The sequence below is a fragment of the Paenalcaligenes hominis genome, from assembly GCF_011927625.1.
Lineage (GTDB): Bacteria > Pseudomonadota > Gammaproteobacteria > Burkholderiales > Burkholderiaceae_B > Paenalcaligenes > Paenalcaligenes hominis.
Genome location: NZ_JAATIZ010000005.1, coordinates 133,693 through 152,461, shown reverse-complemented (window position 1 = coordinate 152,461; position 18,769 = coordinate 133,693). Strand labels below are relative to the sequence as shown.

21 protein-coding genes, 1 tRNA gene and 1 pseudogene are annotated in these 18,769 nt (G+C 44.8%); 9 read left to right on the top strand and 14 right to left on the bottom strand.

Annotated features, from left to right (window positions below; genetic code table 11):
- Positions 1-220: 220 nt before the first annotated feature.
- Positions 221-424, top strand: a complete 204-nt coding sequence (locus tag GGR41_RS12275) for a hypothetical protein (protein ID WP_077734753.1) — start codon at positions 221-223, stop codon at positions 422-424.
- Between the two features lie 67 nt (positions 425-491).
- Positions 492-1,904, top strand: coding sequence for a DNA recombination protein RmuC (locus GGR41_RS12270; protein WP_167662145.1), 1,413 nt, complete (start codon positions 492-494; stop codon positions 1,902-1,904).
- Between the two features lie 4 nt (positions 1,905-1,908).
- Here GGR41_RS12270 and GGR41_RS12265 read toward each other — a convergent pair whose 3' ends face one another.
- Both GGR41_RS12265 and GGR41_RS12260 read right to left on the bottom strand, forming a co-directional pair.
- Positions 1,909-2,337, bottom strand: a complete 429-nt coding sequence (locus GGR41_RS12265) for a hypothetical protein (protein ID WP_167662144.1) — start codon at positions 2,335-2,337, stop codon at positions 1,909-1,911.
- A gap of 70 nt (positions 2,338-2,407) precedes the next feature.
- The gene (locus GGR41_RS12260; protein WP_167662143.1) at positions 2,408-2,785 is read right to left on the bottom strand and encodes a hypothetical protein; all 378 of its coding nucleotides are present in this window, start codon (positions 2,783-2,785) and stop codon (positions 2,408-2,410) included.
- A gap of 129 nt (positions 2,786-2,914) precedes the next feature.
- Between GGR41_RS12260 and GGR41_RS12255 the strand changes: the two genes are divergently transcribed.
- Positions 2,915-3,514 (top strand): transferase hexapeptide repeat family protein, encoded by a 600-nt coding sequence (locus GGR41_RS12255; RefSeq protein WP_167662142.1) that lies wholly within the window; start codon positions 2,915-2,917, stop codon positions 3,512-3,514.
- A gap of 61 nt (positions 3,515-3,575) precedes the next feature.
- Entirely contained in the window at positions 3,576-3,710 is a 135-nt protein-coding gene (locus GGR41_RS13215; protein WP_268235113.1) for a hypothetical protein, read from the top strand.
- Positions 3,711-4,200: 490 nt separating this feature from the next.
- On the opposite strand, the pseudogene GGR41_RS12250 reads toward GGR41_RS13215, so the two are convergent.
- Positions 4,201-4,332: pseudogene (locus GGR41_RS12250) on the bottom strand (Flp family type IVb pilin); the annotation flags it as partial.
- Positions 4,333-4,665: 333 nt separating this feature from the next.
- The gene (locus GGR41_RS12245) at positions 4,666-5,373 is read right to left on the bottom strand and encodes a hypothetical protein (RefSeq protein ID WP_167662141.1); all 708 of its coding nucleotides are present in this window, start codon (positions 5,371-5,373) and stop codon (positions 4,666-4,668) included.
- A 259-nt stretch (positions 5,374-5,632) separates the two neighbouring features.
- Here GGR41_RS12245 and GGR41_RS12240 point away from each other — a divergent pair, with 259 nt between their 5' ends.
- On the top strand, positions 5,633-6,784 hold the full coding sequence (locus tag GGR41_RS12240; RefSeq protein ID WP_229711235.1) for a sigma-54-dependent transcriptional regulator: 1,152 nt from the start codon (positions 5,633-5,635) through the stop codon (positions 6,782-6,784).
- Positions 6,785-6,794: 10 nt separating this feature from the next.
- Here GGR41_RS12240 and GGR41_RS12235 read toward each other — a convergent pair whose 3' ends face one another.
- From GGR41_RS12235 to GGR41_RS12225, 3 genes are read right to left on the bottom strand one after another with little or no spacing between them, the layout of a single operon-like run.
- Positions 6,795-7,070 carry a hypothetical protein gene (locus GGR41_RS12235; RefSeq protein ID WP_167662140.1) on the bottom strand — a complete coding sequence of 92 codons (276 nt, stop codon included), beginning with the start codon at positions 7,068-7,070 and terminating at the stop codon, positions 6,795-6,797.
- A 21-nt stretch (positions 7,071-7,091) separates the two neighbouring features.
- A complete protein-coding gene (locus GGR41_RS12230; RefSeq protein WP_308633761.1) occupies positions 7,092-7,847 on the bottom strand; it encodes an alpha/beta hydrolase family protein in 756 nt (251 codons plus the stop codon).
- Complete coding sequence (locus GGR41_RS12225; protein ID WP_167662139.1) at positions 7,844-8,938, bottom strand: DUF3182 family protein; 1,095 nt, start codon at positions 8,936-8,938, stop codon at positions 7,844-7,846. Before GGR41_RS12225 ends, GGR41_RS12230 begins: the two co-directional genes overlap by 4 nt.
- Positions 8,939-9,087: 149 nt before the next feature.
- On the opposite strand from GGR41_RS12225, the gene GGR41_RS12220 reads away from it, so the two are divergent.
- The gene (locus GGR41_RS12220) at positions 9,088-9,414 is read left to right on the top strand and encodes a hypothetical protein (protein ID WP_077734763.1); all 327 of its coding nucleotides are present in this window, start codon (positions 9,088-9,090) and stop codon (positions 9,412-9,414) included.
- Here GGR41_RS12220 and otsB read toward each other — a convergent pair.
- The 3 genes from otsB to GGR41_RS12205 all read right to left on the bottom strand — a co-directional run bounded on the left by otsB (position 9,400) and on the right by GGR41_RS12205 (position 11,614).
- Positions 9,400-10,146, bottom strand: coding sequence for a trehalose-phosphatase (gene otsB / locus GGR41_RS12215; RefSeq protein WP_167662138.1), 747 nt, complete (start codon positions 10,144-10,146; stop codon positions 9,400-9,402). The two genes, GGR41_RS12220 and otsB, sit on opposite strands and share 15 nt — an antisense overlap.
- Positions 10,143-11,114 carry an SDR family oxidoreductase gene (locus tag GGR41_RS12210; protein ID WP_167662137.1) on the bottom strand — a complete coding sequence of 324 codons (972 nt, stop codon included), beginning with the start codon at positions 11,112-11,114 and terminating at the stop codon, positions 10,143-10,145. Before GGR41_RS12210 ends, otsB begins: the two co-directional genes overlap by 4 nt.
- 101 nt (positions 11,115-11,215) lie before the next feature.
- Positions 11,216-11,614, bottom strand: a complete 399-nt coding sequence (locus tag GGR41_RS12205; protein ID WP_167662136.1) for a KGG domain-containing protein — start codon at positions 11,612-11,614, stop codon at positions 11,216-11,218.
- Between the two features lie 142 nt (positions 11,615-11,756).
- Here GGR41_RS12205 and GGR41_RS12200 point away from each other — a divergent pair, with 142 nt between their 5' ends.
- Complete coding sequence (locus GGR41_RS12200; protein ID WP_167662135.1) at positions 11,757-12,833, top strand: mechanosensitive ion channel family protein; 1,077 nt, start codon at positions 11,757-11,759, stop codon at positions 12,831-12,833.
- Here GGR41_RS12200 and GGR41_RS12195 read toward each other — a convergent pair.
- Positions 12,778-14,181 (bottom strand): alpha,alpha-trehalose-phosphate synthase (UDP-forming), encoded by a 1,404-nt coding sequence (locus GGR41_RS12195; protein WP_167662134.1) that lies wholly within the window; start codon positions 14,179-14,181, stop codon positions 12,778-12,780. The genes GGR41_RS12200 and GGR41_RS12195 overlap by 56 nt on opposite strands.
- Before the next feature lie 74 nt (positions 14,182-14,255).
- Positions 14,256-15,611 carry an RNA polymerase factor sigma-54 gene (gene rpoN / locus GGR41_RS12190; protein ID WP_167662133.1) on the bottom strand — a complete coding sequence of 452 codons (1,356 nt, stop codon included), beginning with the start codon at positions 15,609-15,611 and terminating at the stop codon, positions 14,256-14,258.
- Between the two features lie 334 nt (positions 15,612-15,945).
- On the opposite strand from rpoN, the gene GGR41_RS12185 reads away from it, so the two are divergent.
- Positions 15,946-16,479, top strand: coding sequence for a DUF4142 domain-containing protein (locus GGR41_RS12185; protein ID WP_167662132.1), 534 nt, complete (start codon positions 15,946-15,948; stop codon positions 16,477-16,479).
- 75 nt (positions 16,480-16,554) lie between these two features.
- On the opposite strand, the gene GGR41_RS12180 is transcribed toward GGR41_RS12185, so the two are convergent.
- On the bottom strand, positions 16,555-17,064 hold the full coding sequence (locus GGR41_RS12180) for a hypothetical protein (RefSeq protein WP_167662131.1): 510 nt from the start codon (positions 17,062-17,064) through the stop codon (positions 16,555-16,557).
- 262 nt (positions 17,065-17,326) lie between these two features.
- A tRNA-Arg gene (locus tag GGR41_RS12175) sits at positions 17,327-17,403 on the bottom strand.
- Between the two features lie 184 nt (positions 17,404-17,587).
- Here GGR41_RS12175 and GGR41_RS12170 point away from each other — a divergent pair.
- Positions 17,588-18,748 (top strand): alpha-hydroxy acid oxidase, encoded by a 1,161-nt coding sequence (locus GGR41_RS12170; RefSeq protein WP_167662130.1) that lies wholly within the window; start codon positions 17,588-17,590, stop codon positions 18,746-18,748.
- Positions 18,749-18,769: the final 21 nt, after the last annotated feature.

The following is an 18,769-nucleotide window of genomic DNA, read 5'->3' as shown; positions in this document are numbered from 1 at the left end:
TGGCGCGGGGACACCGCGTTGCAGCCTGTGGAGAGAACGTTAGCCGTGCAAGGTCTGCAAGGGCCAAACACGCAGCCTCTGTGAAGCAGGAACCCCCCGAGGCGACTTGTTCAGGCGCTACGCCTGCAATGGGCGCGGTAGGAATCCCCTGCCTTTAGGGGGGGAGGATGTCAAAAAATAAACCTTTCATACGTAGATGGTTATTACCAAGGAGCCAGACATGGCGAAAAAAAACAAAGAGCAACTCGATCCCGAGGAAATTGAACTGATTGAATGGTGTATCGAAGTCGAAGGCTTTTTGGTGGCAGCAGGGGCGTCCGAACAAGAAGCTCAAGATTACATAGAGGAAGAAGCCGAATGGTTTACCGATTTGTTTTTTGAGGGCTATTCTCCCGAACAGGCCGCTCAAGAAGCACTGGCTTAACAACCTAAACAGCGGCTTAACCCAAGCCGCTGTTTTAATAAATACGGAATAAATACCTGTAGGCACGATGACAGAATTATCTCAAGCCATACCGCTGTTAGCGGCGCTCGTGGTGGGCGCGATCGGAGCCACCTTGTATTGGCTACGTGTATTGACGATTCAAAAACAACGCTTGCATGATGCACAAGTTAGCCGAGGGCGTCTCGAGGAACAGTTAACCGCTGCCCAAACGGAAAACTTACGCCTTCATAATGAAAGCCAACGCGTCACCACACAAAACGAAGGGCTGCATCATCAGCTGGCCCAATTGCAGCGTGAAAATACCGAGCTAACGATTACGGCTACACAACGAGAGGAACACTACCAAGACCAAATCACCGTGTTAACACAGGCGCGGCAGCAGCTAACCAAAGAATTTGAAAATGTGGCGCATAAGGTATTTGAGGAGCGCAGTCACCAGTTCGATAATCGTAGCCAAACGCGCTTAGATCATCTATTAAAGCCTTTTCGCGAGCAAATTGATGGATTTCAGAAACGTATCAACGAGGTTCATGACGCGACGCAACGGAGTCAGGCCAGTCTTTACACAGAAATAAAAAACATGATGGATATTGGCTTAAAAATGAGCCAAGAGGCCACAAATTTAACTTCAGCGTTAAAAGGCGACTCTCAACAACGGGGGGCGTGGGGCGAGGCACAGTTACAGCGCACACTAGAAATGAGCGGCTTGATTGAAGACGCACATTACGAAGCGCAAAAAAGCTTCAAAGACGAACAAGGGCGTACCAAACTAACCGACTATATCGTAAAGCTTCCTGATAATAAACATTTAATTATCGATAGCAAAATCACCTTAAACGCCTACGATAGGGCGATTGCAGCAGAAACCCCCGAGGCCTACGCCTTAGCACTTAAAGAGCACGATCTCGCGGTGCGTAAACACATGGATGACTTAGCCAGTAAAGACTATACCAATGTATTAGGTATGCGTAGCCCTAGCTTTGTGTTGATGTTTATGCCGATAGAGCCCGCCTATATCGAGGCTCTCAAACACAACAAAGACTTATTTGAATACGGCTATAGAAAAGGGGTGGTGTTGGTTTCCCATACAACGCTCATCCCTATTTTACGAACGGTGGCTAATCTTTGGATGCTCGAGCGCAGTCAGGTCGAAGCCCGAGAAATGGGTGAGCGGGCTGGCGAGGTGTATAACCAAGTGTGTGTAATTGCCGAGCGTCTTTCACGTTTGGGTGCCAGCTTAAAAACAGTGAGCAATCACTATAACCAAAGCGTGACTGCATTGGCCGGTCAGCAAGGTTTGTATGGAAAAGTCAGTCGCTTCAAGGAGTTATCCACTAAAGTGACCCGAGACCTACCTGATCTACAACCGGCTTTGGTAGATTTCGAGGCCGAGCGCTTAGAATTAATTGTGCAGAAAATAGACACCAACCCAGCAGAAACAGAAGCAACAGCCAAATAAACGACTACGGTGTTTGTCGTTTAGCCAAATAATTACGCCGTTCACGTTCTAGACGAAGAATCTTAAAATGAATGGCATTGCGTTCTACATCGGTGTGCGCAAGCTCTTTAGTAATACGCAACGCTTTAAGGTCTTCATTTAATTTCATTAGCCCTTTGGTGAAGTAATCGACCTCTTCCTCGCGTTGAGTACGGTCAGAGCCAACTGGCTTAGGCATAGAAGCCGGTGCCATGTCTTGTGCTGTTTTGGTATCTGGGGCAATAGGTTCGGGATTAGACTTGGGGGCAGGGTCGACGGTATGCGTGCCATATAAAAATTGGCCTGCCTTGTATGCCGTTTGATTCATAAGGTTAGATGTGGCGGCAACTCGCTGAGCAAAGCTCTTAGCCTCTTTAAGCTCTAACAAGGCTTGGCGTAAATTCATTTTTTTCATCGTTAAAACCTTATGCTAAAGGAAAGTAGACGAGAGAATTTGGGGTGGGGTCGGCAGAATGAGTCGAGTCTTAGGAGTGAGGAACCTGAGTCTGGGATTGGGCAGGGGGGTTATCCAGGCTAAGCCAAAGCTGTTGACGACAGTAGTATTTGATTTGCTGACTTTTTTCGTAGGTAATAGGCAGAAAGCCACCCGCTTGCTGTTGGAGCAAGTGGATTTGTTCTTGATAGCAGGGGCGAGTTTGTTCAGCGAGTTGAAAAGCATTAAACCCACGTTTGCACCAGTTAGACCATTGTTGGATACGCTCGATAGAAACGGAGCGGTGCGGGCTAACGATACGATGGTATTCAGTAAAGTGGGTACCAATGCAATCAGATACCGCGTCTTTGGCAATAACAGTACTAGGTAGTGCTAATGTGGCAACTAAACCAAAACAAACTAAGCGCACCTGAGTCTCCTGTCTATGCTTGCTTATTCGATAACTTAATAAAGTATAACCGAATTTAACAAGGGAGATAGCCGCCCAAAATGGTTTACCATTCAATTAAAGGCGTGCTGTCAATAAAAGGAGAAAGACGTGGAAAATATTTATTCAATTAACGGTTTGGTACCTGTCGTACATGAAACGGCTTATGTGCACCCAACTGCTGTATTAATTGGCGACGTAATTATAGGACCGGGGGTTTATATTGGCCCCCTAGCTAGCTTACGTGGAGACTTTGGGCGCATTGTCATGAAAGAAGGCTCCAATATTCAAGACACCTGTGTAATTCACGGCACCCCTGAACAAGACACCGTCGTAGAGGTAGATGGTCACATTGGTCATGGCGCCGTACTGCATGGTTGCACCATCGGCCGCAACGTTTTGGTGGGAATGAATGCTGTCGTCATGGATCAATGTGATGTAGGGGCCGACAGCATTATCGGTGCCATGGCTTTTGTGAAAAAAGGTATGATTATTCCGGCGCGACAGTTGGTTGCTGGAGCCCCCGCAAAAATTATCAAAGAGCTCAATGAGGCGGAGATAAAGAATAAAGTGTTAGGCACGCACATGTATCAGCGCTTAACACAGCGTAGTCTGGACACCATGCAACGGGTACAGCCATTACGTGAAGTGGAAAGTAACCGGGCGCGTTTAAAGCCCGAAGACATTTATCCAGCGTATTATCGCGGATAATACAGAATGACTGTTTATTAACAACGCGTACTAAATCAGTACGCGTGATGAGGATTGAACAATGCGAATTGCATTATTTATTTTGGGTGCTTTGGCGGCTGGCTATTTGATTATCAAAGGCTTTAAGCAAATGATCGAAGAAAGTCGCACATCTAAAACACAAGACAGTAAACAACTACCTCATGACGACGACTAGCAAGCAGCAGAGCTAAAAGAACCGTGTAAAAAACCCTTAGTTCCTTGAGCTAAGGTAGATGACGACGAGTAAAAAGAAGCCACCAAAAACGAATAAAAAAGGTAACAAATCATATAGAGCTTGTATAGGCACATCCTTCTCCTGGTTAAGTGGAACGGGTGTTGCTAGGTCTCTTTATTGCTTGTTGCTGACTTACCCTGTGATAGCAGTAAGTAGGTGTTTTGATTGGGCTGGTGGAGGTTACTTTTGCAATAGACGTCTACAAACAATTCCATTTGTTAAATTATGGCTCTAAAAGCGAAATAAAGAAACAATAACTGGCTAAATATTAGGGGTTTAGGGCATAAATTTACAATTCTTAAGATTTGGGGATCTTGAGTTCTTTATAAAAATTTCAAATAATTTTGCCTTAATACTGATTGTAGGAGCTTGTACGAGAGAAGGGCTGGCAAAGTTAAATTTACTCATTAATTAAAGAGTTTAAATAGAATTAAGACCCTTCGCCTACTTTTACAACCTTTGAAATGTTATTTAATAAATCATTGATATTTATACCTAAAACCGTTAATGTGCCGATAATACCAACGGCAATTAATTCCAAAATTAAAGCGTACTCAATAGCGGTTGCACCGTTTAAAAAATAAAAGAGTAACTACTTATAAATATATGTGTTTTTAATAGTGGTTTTAACTCTTGATATCGACGTAATCTGCATCGTTCTGTTTAAATGTAGCGATAGATTGTTTTTTATTATTCGATTTTGTTAATTTGTGTTAGATAATTCTTAGTGTGTCTAATTGTTTTTATTTATTGTGATAATTGTAGACAACAAAAGTCAAAAAGTGTTGGGTAAAGACCGAATGTAGATAGTTATTCCCGCAAATTTTAGCACTTAACGCAAAACGCCCTATTGACTTAAGTTAATAGGGCGTGTGTTATCTAAAGTATAGAGCTATTATTTAGCCATTGGCATGTTGTATTTCTTTTGTAAATCCAACAAGCACTGGTCTTGAGATTGGCCCACTAGCTCTTCACACTTTGCCTTATCGCGCTTAAATTCAGGACTGTTTTGGTTATGGTGTACAGTACCGGTTTCATTGGCATCCGTTACCTTACCTGTATTTCCCTTTTTAGCTGAATCAGAAGCAGTCGTAGCGCTTTCATTAGCGTCTTTTACCTTACCTGTATTTCCTGATGTCGATGCATCCGTACCTGTAGTACTTGAGGTGCCCTCTTTAACGGTAGAGCTGGTATCGATTTTAGATGAATCAGTGGTGGGTTGATTACGTTGGGCATCAGTTGTTGCGCTAGCATCAGTGGCTGGAGTTCGGCTATCGGTTTTTGACGAATCGGCGTCAGGCTGAACACGATTAGGGTTAGCGTTTTCTTTCGTAGTCTTAGTAGATGACCGATGGGTATCCTTAGAGGCGCCGTCGCTACGTGTTTTACTATCTGTAGCAGGGTTAGAGTCAGCGTCGGGCTGACCTTTTGCCCCTTCCGCTTTGGGCTCATTCGATATTTCATCTGCCGTATGGGGTTGAATTTGTTTAGTATCTAGCTCGGGTTTGTAATCGCTAGATTCGGCGGCAAAGGCAGCGGGTAATCCCACAACACTAAGGAAAACAGCGCTGAGCAAAAAATGGCGGGCTTTAGGTGCGTTCATTATGTAACTCCTTAGGTGAAAAATGGGCCGTCAATGAATGCATTGACTGAACCCAAGGCTTTAAATGAAGCGTAAAGCCTATGTTTTGACATAGCAAGTCTCATGCCTAATACATTTAATATATAGTTACATGGTTCGCGTGGTTTATTAACAGTTATGTCGCAAAGCATACGAATTGTCACACTAAAAGTCGTTTAGCTAGTTAGTATGAGCAAATAGCTTTTATTTACTCTTTCATTTCTATATATAGGGAATAGTCATGCCATACCTATTAGTAGTAGAGCAGGATCCTGAGATGGCACAAGAAATAGAAGAAATAGCCAAGCCACTCGGATATACAGTAAGTGTGGTCAATGAAATAAAACAGGTCTTATTGGTGTTGCAGCAACGCAGTGTGACAGCTCTAGTCATAGACCTAGCAATGTATGAAAGCGCTCATCAGCAAATTCAGCAGACGGCAGCGCAATTTTTACCCGTTATTACACTAGTTCGGCACCCATCAACAGCGCTGAAAAAACGTGCCCAAACCCTAGGGGTAGCTGCTTTATTAAATACGACTGATGTGACGACTCAGATCGCTCCGGTTTTGTCGTCACTCGTAGAGCGTTTTTATGAAGACAAATATCAGCTGACAGTTAACCGCACAGGCAATGGGCTTGCCCATTTTGTAGGCCGTTCCCCTGCCATGCAACAGTTGTACTTTGAAATTGAGCGCGTAGCAAAAACTAATGTGCCTGTATTGATTATTGGTGAGAGCGGAACAGGTAAAGAATTGGTCGCATTAGCTCTACATGAATACAGTGCCCGTGCTGCTGAAAATTTCTTACCTTTAAATTGTGGGGCAATTTCCAGTCAATTAATTGAAAGCGAGTTATTTGGCCATGAAAAAGGCAGCTTCACTGGGGCAGATAAAGCCCGCCAAGGTTTTTTTGAGCTAGCCCAAAAAGGCACCCTGTTTTTAGATGAAATTACGGAAATGCCCCCTGAGATGCAGGTGCGTTTATTACGTGTACTTGAAACTGGGCAATACATGCGAGTAGGGGGCACAAAATTGTTAACAACAGAAGCACGAATTATTGCTGCGACTAACCGTGACCCCATGCAGGCTGTAGAACAAGAAAAACTACGCGAGGATTTGTTCTATAGACTAAGTGTATTTCCTTTGTATGTGCCACCACTACGTGAACGCGAAGACGACATTATTTTGTTGGCTCAGCACTTTTTACAACAGATGAATCTACAGCAAGGTACAGAAAAACACTTTGCTCCTGATTCAGAAGAGCTGCTGCGTCAACATAGCTGGCCCGGCAATGTCAGGGAATTACGCAATGCCGTATGGCGCAGTTATATTTTAGCTGATCAAGATGCCGTACACGTATTGATTGAACATCAGCATAAGTCTTTTAGCTAATGGCTTACGACTAGGGCTCCAGTTTCGCTTGGGCTTTGGGGGCAAAACCTTGTGGGTCTTGAGGATGCAAAGTCGCATACGCTAACCATTCAATTCCTACTTCGCTAATGCGTTTTGCTGCGTCGGCATCGATCAATATATCAAGCTTAGACTGAGCAAAATCAATAATTTCGTTGTAGTCTAACAAGGCATAGCGAAGTTGCTCTGGGTTATCAACTAAACCACCATATAAAACCATGTATTTTTTTAGAACAGTATAAAGGGTACGCGATGGGAAAATTGACATAGGGCACTCCATTTACAGCAGTTAAACGGATAAAAAACCAGCACGCGCACCCATAATCATTTCTTGAATCCAACCAAACAGCAATGTTGAGTAAGCTTGCTGAGCGGCTTTTTGGGTGAGGCCATGGTCCGCCTCATAAAGAATACGGTGCGTCATGGATTGGGCCTCAAGAAACGCGTTGCGATAACTAAGAATGGTTTGTTTGGGAATAAAGTCGTCGTGTTCAGTCTCAATTAACAAGACGTCCCCTTTAAATAACGAACAGGCCAGTAGCGCTTGGTTGTCATTTTTAGTGTGCGGTGTTTTCCTATAGGCATTTAACAGCGCTTTGTTTAATTGGTCTTTGGGTTTAAACCATTCTTCGTCGTGATACAGAGCGGGGGCCAATAAGCTTAACCATCGGACAGGGCGCAATTGGCTAACTAAAGTGGCGAGATAGGCGCCGTAGCTGTGACCAATAATGGCGATGGACTCTGGATCTACCCATGAATGTGATGCTAGTGTGTCATACGCAGCACACACATCTTGAAGATTACGCTGTCTAGACACGTGATGTCGCTGAGCAGTGGTGTCATGATGGCCAGTTAAATCAAAGGTTAGGCAGACGCAACCAAGCCTAGCCAAACTATGAGCTCGTTTCAGATCAAAGCGTTGATCACCCCCCCAGCCGTGGATAAACAAGATTCCTGGGATAGGGGCGCTAGGCGTAAGAAAATGCGCGTCTAAGTTAAACGCATCAGGTAAGGCAATATGGGTAGGAGATATCACTACACTCACTCAATCACCCCCGCAGACTTAATTAAGTACCCGTTTTCGTCCTCAGCAATGCAGTAAGGCTCATCGGTATCTAGCGCTGGTTCTTGCGTGCGTGAGTACCGTTCTTTAGTCCAGGCTTGCACAGAGGCCAAAGCAGGATTATGTAAAAAAGCCTCAATCGCCAGTAGCTCTGCCATCGAAGCACCTCCCATACGCCATGACTGTTCGAGAACACCAAGACGATCTGAGCCGTCCCATGCCGTACCATGAATCACATCATAATTACGTCGCGATGCGTACCATGCAGGAAAAGCAGCCTGAATGCACTGCTCATAATTTTGAGCAAGGCGTATGGCTCGAACTAGCACTGGGGTGTTCACTGCTTCAATCAATTCCTCGTAACTGCCCCGCACTGCAAAAAGGTGTGTGCCTCCATACGTAGGTAACTGCTCGTGGTTTGGAACTTGGCGCTGCTCTCCGACGTAACTAATCAGTATGCCAGCGACCTGAGTTTGTCCTACACTATAGGTGGTGGTATCGGTTAGGTTTTCTTCAATCACTACACCTTGTTCTAACTGGGGTTCAAAGCGACTTTGAAGCAATAAATCTGTGACTTCTTGATAATGATTACAAACAAATTGATCGTGGCTCGCTTTGGCATAAGCAAATTTAATACGAATAGGGCTTTCATGGATGAAACCCCGTGCTGTCCAAAACGCCTCTTGTACAGAAAATGCACTATAGCCTTTAAGGGTATATGGCATTAACTTTTGTCCTAAGTCATAGTCCCAACCTTCCGGGGCCGTGTAAGATGAATGAGACAGTGGATGGCTAAGAACTTTGGTTTTAACAAAGTCATACGGCACTACACCACCATACAGGTCATGAACAGACTCAATCCCTAGGGTTTTAGCTTCGTTAGCCAGCAAGGTATCAATAGGCAATAAATAGGGGGATCCAGCCAAGTTGGCATTGGGTTTTTCTTCAGTTTGTTGAAAAATCTTTACTAACTGCTGAGCTAACTTTTGTTGGGTAATAGCGTCTGCCGTCGATACTAAACTTACACCTTGATAAGGGAGAACAGATCGATTGTTAACTGGTATCGCAGCCATAATCATTGCCTTTAAAAATAAACCTGTATTTTTGCTTAGCAATTTTTATTCCCGTTAATTGTGTCTTACTATATAGGTATAAAACTTGCTAGCTGATTTTATGGGCATAAAAATTGCTAATTTTTTAGTAACGATAAGGAGGTCATAGTATGAAAAAGCCACAAGAAAATTATCCTGGCCCAAGAAACACAAACGAAGAGCCTTCTTTTATATCGGAATGGGAACAAGAGCCCACTCGTGTACAACCCGAGGCCTTACAAATTGATGCTCAAGCCGATCGTGAGCTCTATCATCAGGTGCAAGCTATCCTAGAGCGACAGGCAATGACTATTAACCATTGCCAAATCGAGGTTAACAATGGTCGTGTTAAATTAAGTGGCACGGGCACTGACTTAGAAAGCATTAAGCAAATTGAATATGCCATTCGAGCTTTACCCGACGTGATCGAGTTCCAATGTGCTTTACGCATTAGCTAGGTGTAACCAGCGCCCAAGCAAATGCCGTAAAGCTTCAGGCGAAGCCACCTTGTAGCGGGCACAAGTTTGGGTCGAGCTACCCACATGAATGCTTAACCCGCCTTGCGTGTTAGTCCATGCAAAGGCGGGCTCATCAGTGACGTCATCACCTATCATAATAGGCAGCCTGTCTTTAAAAGGTAGTGTTTGTAATAGCTGGGCAATAGCAGTGGCTTTATTAAAATAGGCTTGTCTTAATTCCCAAACACATTTACCGGCTACCACTACATACTCGGGGTAGACCTCGACTAACTCCGTTAGAAACGCATAAATAGCAGCTCGATAGTGCGGTTGAGCGCGGTAATGAATAGCAATGCTATGCGATTTCGGCTCTACCCGTACACCTTCTTTCGTGTCGCACCATTGTGTGCAAGTGTGTATAAGCTGCTGATGACAATCGAAGTCAATAGGAGCACTCCACTGCAATGCAGGTTGCAGCAACCGAATCGTGGCACCATGGCATCCAATTAACGGTAGGTCAAGCGATCCGCACAACTGCTCTAGGCTACGTTGATCACGTCCTGACACCAAGCAAAGGGCTTGGCCAGTGGCCTCATAGAGCTCAGCAAGCAACTCTTTTAGCTCTGCATCAAAATAAACCGCTTCGGGAGTAGGTGCTAACGGTACCAGAGTTCCGTCCACGTCTAAAAATAAGGCAGCTTGCTCAAGGGGAACAGAAGGTAGCAGCATCATTGTCCAGCTTGCCCCGTAACAGGTAACACAGCGCCAGTGATGTAGCTAGAGCATACCGAACTAGCTAAAAACACATAGGCCGGCGCGAGCTCTTCAGGTTGAGCAGGGCGACCAAAAAGGGTGCTTTTACCAAAATCTTTAATGTCTTCTGCGGGCCTATCAGCGGGATTTAATGGCGTCCATACCGGCCCAGGTGCGACAGCATTAACACGTATGCCTTTAGGGGCTAAATTGCTTGCTAATGAATAGGTAAAAGAGTTAATCGCACCTTTAGTGCTGGAGTAATCAATAAGTTCGGCACTGCCGGCAGAAGCAGTAACTGAACTCGTATTGATAATGCAGTCGCCAGCCTCTAAAAAAGGCAATACAGCCTGAGCCATATTGAAGTAACCATAAATATTGGTTTTAAAGGTTTCATCCCATCGAGCGGGGTCAATATCAAGTAATGACGGCGCGTGCTCTTGAAAGGCCGCATTGTTAACAAGAATATTAATTTCACCAAAATGATCCACTATTTGCTCTACTGCTTGATGACAAAATTCATGGTCTTTAATATCCCCAGCTAAAGTCAAACAGGATTGCCCTTCTGCTTCGATAGCTTTCTGGGTTTCTAAGGCATCGTCATCTTCACATAAATAAATAATAGCGACATTTGCGCCTTCACGAGCAAAAAGTACCGCCACAGCTCGGCCGATGCCCGAGTCACCACCCGTAATCAGAGCGACTTTGCCTTCGAGCTTTTGGCTACCTTTATAGGCATCGGCCTTATACTGCGGCGCCGGTTCTAATTCACTCTCTACACCTGGCTTTGATTGGTGTTGAGGGGGTAGCGGGGGAGTGGGGTAATCTGAACCAGGATTTGAGGGACTATGGGTTACCGGTTCGGATTGAGTGGTTTGTTGATCTTTTTGATCTTGCTGCTGTTGAATATGACGTTGTTGTTGCAACGTTTTTTCAAAATTAGACATGCTCGACTCCAAAAGAAGAAGCCTGATGGCCCAGTGGTATGGGGAGGAGGGAGAGGGCCATCAGGCTATCGACAACGCGTTACATCAAAGGGGACTAGACATTAACGGTCATCATCTCGATGAGACGCTTTTCCACCTTTAGATCCAGCTTCACGCGCCTCTTCAGAGTCAAACTCATGCCCCTGACCACGGCCATGATTACTGCCCTGGGAAGAATGACTAGCTTGTCCTCCTTTTGAACCCGCTTCACGTGCCTCTTTAGAGTCAAACTCATGCGCAGTGCCTTTTTCATGCGCCGCTTTACCTCCTTTTGAGCCGGCTTCACGTGCTTCTTGAGAATCAAACTCATGAGCGGTGCCTTTTTCATGCGCCGCGCGACCACCTTGTGCTGCGGTTTCTTTTTGATGTCCTGAGCCCCCAGCCGTAGAGCCACGCTCATCGGTATGACCCGATTGCTGTTTTTGACCTTGAGTATGCGGTTTATCATCTTTATTCGTCATGGTATTTCTCCAATAAAAAACGAAATAAAAAATACTGCTTAGGTATGGAGTGGGTAGCAGGTAGTGTGCCTAACTCGCGCACTAGTTATCACGCACATGACTTGCTCTACAGGTAGGAAACTAAGTGTATTAGGAGCGTGGTGTGAATACTGTTTTTTTATTTTCTTTATTTATCTTATTGGCTGGAGTGGTAGCTATCTATTTAGGCCACAGCGTGGGTGTAAAAGTGGTGAGGCGCTTAGGCCGACGACAACCTTTTTTTACTGCCTTTGTGAACCAAGGGCAGTATGTAACGCGTTGGCTATTTTGGTTTATTTGGTTCAAGGTATGGTTTGCTGGTTTAGGCTTGACAGCACACTGGGCCCAAATAGTCGCTTTGGTATTGGTGGTAGGAATTATTGTATGTGCCACTCTAACTTTAATGGCTATGGTCGAGGCAGTTGCTACAGTTGTAGTGCAATCGAACCCTCTCACAGAAAAAGACAATCTAAAAGCACGTCGTATTTATACTCAAACTCGTGTTTTAGCGCGCAGCACTCACCTCGTCTTGAGTTTGCTAGGTTTGGCTTTTGTATTACTTATTTTGCCTGGTGCTAAACAAATAGGCACCAGCTTATTAGCTTCTGCAGGTGTGGCCGGTTTGGTGGCTGGTATGGCGGCCAGGCCAGTAGTGGGTAATTTTATAGCGGGCCTTCAGCTCGCTTTTACTCAACCTATACGTATTGATGATGTCGTTATTATTGACGGTGAGTGGGGGCGTATCGAGGAAATTACTGCCACGTATGTGGTAGTAAAAGTGTGGGATGAAAGACGGCTCATTGTGCCGTTACAATGGTTTGTAGAAAACGTATTTCAAAACTGGACGCATCATACCGCTGAGCTGATCGGAACCGTATTTTTATGGTTAGATTACCGAGCAGATTTAGTGGCGCTAGAGGCCGAGTTTAAACAGTTATGCCAGGCACAGAGCTTATGGGATCAGCGGGTGGCAGTTATGCAAATCACAGAAACTAACGAGTGGGGCATGCAGTTACGCTTTTTAGTGAGTGCTACAGACTCGGGACAGCTGTTCGACTTGCGCTGTGCAGTGCGGGCGGGGTTGATTAGTTATTTAGCTCGGTATCAACCCCAGACCTTTGTCCGCTTACGAACAGAAGCAGAGCCTAGTTTTGCAACGAAGGCGTCGCCTCAGTCTCCAAGACCGCGTTCAGATCACTAAGAAAGCTAAAACACCACCGTTTTAAGTCAAACTCCTCTAAGTGCGCCATCAAAGCCTGATGCCGTGCTTGACGTTCAGCAAGAGACATCGTTAACGCGCGATAGAGGGCTTGAGCCGTGGCCTCAGTATCGTAAGGGTTAACTAACAAAGCCCCTTCTTGGAATTCGCTAGCTGCCCCTGTGAACTCGGATAATACCAGTACCCCTGGGTCAGCCGCATCTTGGGCAGCCACGTACTCTTTAGCGACAAGATTCATGCCGTCGCGTAAAGGAGCAATAAAGCCCACATGGGCTTTACGAAAGATACTCATCAGCATCACTGGGGCAACTGCTCTATTTAAATAAATCAGGGGAACCCAGTTAAAACTGGCGTGTTTGCCATTTATTTGACCAGCTAAACTTTCTAATTCGTTTTGTTGCTGTTGATAGCTTTCTATGCCCTCGCGTGTGGAGGGGGCAATTTGTAAATAGTTAACGCTTTCTTTAAGCGTAGGAAAGTGCTCTAGCAGAGTATTAAAACTCTCAAAGCGTTTAGGAAGCCCTTTGCTGTAGTCCAGTCGATCCGCACTAACAATTAATTGTCCATCACCTAAGATTGGGTAGTCCGAGGTGTCAGAGCCAAACGGTGTAGGCATAGTTGCCATGGATTGGATCAGCTCGGGTGCAATACTAATCGGGTAAGACTTGATTAACGTGGTGCGGTTTTTATAGGTAATTCGCCCTTCATTTGCGCTTAGCCCTAATACCTTGGTTAAGCTATTTGATAGATTCAAAAAGTCAGGAGTAGATTGCAGGCCTACTACCTCATAATCTAAGAGATAAGGTAACCAAGATTGATGACGCGGAATGGTCGCCAAGGCATCTGGGTTAGGAAAGGGCGTATGTAAAAAGAAACCAATAGGTTGGTTTAAACCCAATTTGCGACAATAGTGGGCGAGCGGAATGAGATGGTAATCCTGTACCCAGACAATATCATCGGGTCGAAGTATAGTGCTTAAGTAGTGTGCGATTTGCTCATTCACTGCTAAATACTGCTGATATTCATGACTATTAAATGTCATTAAATCAATGCGTTGATGAAACGCAGGCCATAAACAATTATTGGCATAGCCACAATAAAACTGTTGATGTTGTTCTGGGGTCAAGCTGAAAGTCATAGTGGAATAATGATCACGATGCTCAACATGCAGCTCTGTGCATGGCTGAGCACATTGTTCGCCGCTCCATCCTAACCAAATGCCTTCTTGTTGATGCGCGTTTAACATGCATTCTATAGCAACAGCTAACCCACCCGTCGCAATACTCTTTTGTTGGGCAACTCGGATTGAAACAACAATAATTCTGCTCATGACGTTCTCTCTAGGTGAATGGAAACAAATTAAGGTTTCATCGTAGTTACCTATAAAGCAGATAGTGTGCCCAACTAGAGCAGAGCGGGTTGACGTCGCTCTCTAGAGCTAGGAATAGCTAGTTGCTGTCTGTATTTGGTGACTGTGCGTTTGGCAATGTTGATCTCTTCACGAGTTAACCGCTGGTGTATTTGAACGTCAGACAATGGGGCATCAGCCGATTCTTGCTCAATGTATTGTTTTATCTTGGCTTTAACCATGCGCGTCGAGCAGCTGCCCCCAAAGCTCATACTCAAGTCTCTAGAGAAAAAATGTCTGAAGCTAAATACACCATTAGGGGTACTCATATATTTATTTGAAGTCGCACGCGAAATGGTGGATTCGTGTAAATCGAGCTCGGCGGCAATATCACTAATTAACAGGGGGCGAATTGCCTCATCCCCATAATCAAAAAACAGACGCTGTCTTTCGAGAATAATACGAGTGACTTCACATACTGTATGATGGCGCTTTTCGACACTTTCAATTAACCATTGAGCTTGCTGCCATTCTTGGTGTAGAGGATGGTCTTTGTCCGGTTTATTTTCTTTTAAGAGCTGTTCGTAATTTTTATTAATTGTTAGTTTAGGAAATGCATTGAAGTTGGGGACAATATGCCATTCATTATTTTGTCTATAAATAAATACATCAGGGACTAAATGCTGATGAGTAGTAGTACTAAATTGGCGCCCTGGTTTGGGATCCAATTGGCGTAAGTAAGCGCAGCAGGCTTTTAAAGTGGTTTCATCAACACGTAGTAGCTTGAGTAAACGCTCATAGTGACCTTCGGCCAAAAGCTCTAAGCCAGAGTCAATAAGCTGCAACAGCGGTTTATAAAGAGGCGAGTGCTCATCAATGTCCGCATTAACTTGCAAACGTAAACACTCTTGCATATCACGAGCCGCTACCCCCGTGGGTGCAATACGTTGAACTCGCTCAAGGGCGGCCTCCCATTCCATAACAGAAATGGGCTCATCAATGTAGTCTGGCAATAAATCAGTAAACGACTTACGTAAATAGCCGTTCTCATCGAGCGCATCAATAATGAATGCACATAGAGAATATTGGCGCGCATCAGGGCGAGTTGTAGCCAAGAGCTTTAATAGATGCGACTGAAGGTCTTCGGTTTGCTCAATATTTGCTAACGGATCAAGGTCTTCGGGGACGGATACAGAGGGGTACGACTCAGCATGAGTGGTCGCTGCGTCTTGAATATGAATTTCTTCGGTCTCTTCCTCGTCGGCTTCATGTAAAAAAGGATTGTGATCTAAATGCGAGCGCAGTAAATGTTGAAAAGCGGGGGCCGCTAATTGCAGAATTTGATTTGACTGTTGTAAGCGCGGTGACAACTGTTGTTGAGTTTGCAAACGATGCTGCAAGGTTAACGTCATGATGGCTCCTTAACGCATAAGTCAGAAGTTTTAATTAATGAAGTATTCGGCTCATAGCGTAATGAATGTTAAGTAAATCAAGCAGCGAGTAATAATAACTAGGTACTACTGCATACGTTTATTTCATAATAAGACAAGCAGAGTCGTAACAGCAGTAAGTAAGGGTAATCAATCGCTAGTGCACACAACTCATCGTAAAGCTGCATGGCAAGCCTAATTTTTAGCAGGTTATGTGCTTAAAAGCTAATAAGCGCTCAGGTATGAAAATTGCTAACGGCATAGGCAATAGGTGCTTTTCAACTCTAGAGATGCTTTATAAAGCAAAGGAGCGATTATGTATTTACGAGGATTTGCTGTAGCTGGCTTTGTGGGAGTAGCTTTGTGCTTAATCACCATGAAGCCCAGTCAAGCCAACGAGTTATCCATGAGCGATCGCAATTTTTTAAAAGAAGCGGCTCAGGCAGGGCATTATGAAATAGAGAGCGCAAACGAGGCACTTGCGCGCAGCCAAGACAAACAAGTACAAGAGTTCGCCCGTATGATGCTTCAAGAGCATGAGCGTATTGACAAGGAGTTGAACGCATTGGCAGTAGCTAAAGATCAGGCATTGCCAACCTCGGCAAGCATGATGCAACAAGGTAAGGTATTACTGCTTAAAGGCAAAGAAGGTCACGAGTTCGATCAGTACTATGCGGAACATTTAGCGATTAAAGCTCACGAAGATGCCATTGAGCTTTTTGAAAAACAGGCTAAAAATGGCGACGATGATGAAATAACCGGTTTTGCCCAAGATGTACTACCTTTACTCAAGCAGCATCTTCAACATGCGCAAAGCTTAAAAAATCACGTTGATTCCACTAAGCCCTAAATACCGTGTGGAAAAGTCACTATGACATTAAAAAAGGGAGGCAATGCCTCCCTTTTTTGTGGTGGGTATAAAAGATTAATGCACACCCAGTTGGCCAAAGTAGGATTTGGTGGCATTTATTTCAGCGCCCGAATTTGGGTAGGCGACTAATACCCATTTGCCTTCTGCCACGGCTTTTTTGGTGGGTTCGATGACACCATTTCGGCTTGGCATATACGCTACAAAACAGCCGGCCAACACACCAATCAATAAAAACACACAAACAGAACCAAGAAGCGCTGTAGGGGCTTCATGCACAAACACGGGCATGCCCATGGCATAAAAAGCCCACCAGAATAAAACTCCCGCCGCGACACTTAGTACCACTGACCAAAGGTGCACCGCAATAGCGGCTTGACCCATGAAAGAGAATTCGTCTTTGAGTTTGGCTTCTACCTGAGGATCATGGGGTTCAATGAGGGCTACACGTGTATTATCACCTGAAAAAAGAGAGGCCACATGTTGTAGCGCCTGTTCAGCTGCTTGAGCATTCGTAAAGACACCCATCGTTTCGCGAGCGGAACGTATATTTTTTCTTTTATCCATGAAAAACTCCTAATAACAGAGGTAATACAAGTGTGATTAGAATTGAGTCTAGCAAGGATTTAGATCAAAAAATGCTTAAAACGACACCATTTGATGCAGGGCAAAAGACAATTACTTAGCTAGAAATAACCCCTAAGTTATTGATATAAATCAGGTCGTTATTTGTATCGGTAGGAATGATTTTGGGTTATTAAGCAAGCAAGAGTGCGCTAGATAGAACGCAAAAAAGCCCCATCTAATGATGAGGCTTTTTTACTAAATATGGCGCGGCTGGCAGGATTCGAACCCACGACCCCTTGGTTCGTAGCCAAGTACTCTATCCAACTGAGCTACAGCCGCTGAAAGAAATAGAACTATAACTTTGTTTTTAAATCATGTCAACTGTTTTTTGAAATAACTTAAAAAGTTTTTGTTCTTATTGCGAAATGTTCGTGGTACAAGTCACAATAGTTACTCGCAGTACAGGTTTTGTCTGTGTGTTGCTGCGTAAAAAAACTAGTATAGCACCATTCTGGAGAAAAGGGTGAATAATTTAAAAAAAGTGACCCACATCGCTGACTTTCAACGTTTAGCACGGCGTCGTGTGCCTAAAATGTTTTATGACTATGCGGATTCAGGTTCGTGGACAGAAAGCACCTACCGCGCTAATGAGTCCGATTTTCAGCGCTTGCAATTCAAACAGCGTGTAGCGGTTAATATCGAACAGCGATCTACTCAGACGCAACTGCTGGGTGTGCCTGCTTCCATGCCCGTTGCACTAGCGCCTACCGGACTGACAGGCATGCAACATGCCGATGGGGAAATGCTAGCGGCCCAAGCTGCTAAAAATTACGGCGTTCCCTTTACGCTTTCTACCATGAGTATTTGTTCCCTAGAAGATGTTGCCGCTTATACACGTGCTCCGTTTTGGTTTCAGCTGTACGTGATGCGTGACCGCAGCTTTATGGAAGCGCTCATTGATCGCGCTAAGGCCGCAAACTGTTCAGCTTTGGTGTTGACGCTTGATTTACAGGTATTAGGTCAACGTCATAAAGACATAAAAAACGGTTTAACCACTCCGCCCAAACCGACTTTAAAAAACCTACTTAATTTAGCAACCAAACCTTATTGGTGTTCTCAAATGATCAAAACGCCACGGCGTACTTTTGGCAATATTGTTGGGCATGCAAAAGGGGTCAGTGATGTCAGCTCGTTGTCGATTTGGACAGCGGAACAGTTTGATCCCACGCTTTGTTGGGACGACATCGAGTGGATTAAAAAGCGTTGGGGCGGCAAGCTTATTTTAAAAGGCATCATGGAGCCCGAAGACGCTCAGCTAGCCGTAGACGCTGGTGCCGACGCGATTGTGGTCTCTAACCACGGAGGACGCCAATTAGACGGGGCGCCTTCATCCATTGCGGCTTTGCCGGCTATTGTGGCGGCGGTTCAGGGTAAAACAGAAATTTATTTGGACGGTGGTGTCCGTGGAGGTCAGGATGTATTACGCGCGTTAGCGCTTGGGGCTGACGGTGTGATGATCGGGCGTGCCTTTTTGTATGCGTTGGGTGCAGCGGGGCAAGCCGGCGTAGAACGTTGCCTAGAAATCATAGCCAATGAACTGAGCATCAGTATGGCTTTATGTGGGCGTCGTACCCTAGCTGAAGTTGACCGCAGCGTTCTTCGAAATCCCGCTATTTTTGACTAAAACCGACGTATCGACTTTGCA

Coding starts and splice junctions, on each gene's coding strand:
- GGR41_RS12275 (WP_077734753.1), top strand. CDS start 221: ATGGCGAAAAAAAACAAAGAGCAACTCGATCCCGAGGAAATTGAACTG.
- GGR41_RS12270 (WP_167662145.1), top strand. CDS start 492: ATGACAGAATTATCTCAAGCCATACCGCTGTTAGCGGCGCTCGTGGTG.
- GGR41_RS12265 (WP_167662144.1), bottom strand. CDS start 2,337: ATGAAAAAAATGAATTTACGCCAAGCCTTGTTAGAGCTTAAAGAGGCT.
- GGR41_RS13215 (WP_268235113.1), top strand. CDS start 3,576: ATGCGAATTGCATTATTTATTTTGGGTGCTTTGGCGGCTGGCTATTTG.
- GGR41_RS12245 (WP_167662141.1), bottom strand. CDS start 5,373: ATGAACGCACCTAAAGCCCGCCATTTTTTGCTCAGCGCTGTTTTCCTT.
- GGR41_RS12240 (WP_229711235.1), top strand. CDS start 5,633: ATGCCATACCTATTAGTAGTAGAGCAGGATCCTGAGATGGCACAAGAA.
- GGR41_RS12235 (WP_167662140.1), bottom strand. CDS start 7,070: ATGTCAATTTTCCCATCGCGTACCCTTTATACTGTTCTAAAAAAATAC.
- GGR41_RS12225 (WP_167662139.1), bottom strand. CDS start 8,938: ATGGCTGCGATACCAGTTAACAATCGATCTGTTCTCCCTTATCAAGGT.
- GGR41_RS12220 (WP_077734763.1), top strand. CDS start 9,088: ATGAAAAAGCCACAAGAAAATTATCCTGGCCCAAGAAACACAAACGAA.
- otsB (WP_167662138.1), bottom strand. CDS start 10,146: ATGATGCTGCTACCTTCTGTTCCCCTTGAGCAAGCTGCCTTATTTTTA.
- GGR41_RS12210 (WP_167662137.1), bottom strand. CDS start 11,114: ATGTCTAATTTTGAAAAAACGTTGCAACAACAACGTCATATTCAACAG.
- GGR41_RS12205 (WP_167662136.1), bottom strand. CDS start 11,614: ATGACGAATAAAGATGATAAACCGCATACTCAAGGTCAAAAACAGCAA.
- GGR41_RS12195 (WP_167662134.1), bottom strand. CDS start 14,181: ATGAGCAGAATTATTGTTGTTTCAATCCGAGTTGCCCAACAAAAGAGT.
- rpoN (WP_167662133.1), bottom strand. CDS start 15,611: ATGACGTTAACCTTGCAGCATCGTTTGCAAACTCAACAACAGTTGTCA.
- GGR41_RS12185 (WP_167662132.1), top strand. CDS start 15,946: ATGTATTTACGAGGATTTGCTGTAGCTGGCTTTGTGGGAGTAGCTTTG.
- GGR41_RS12180 (WP_167662131.1), bottom strand. CDS start 17,064: ATGGATAAAAGAAAAAATATACGTTCCGCTCGCGAAACGATGGGTGTC.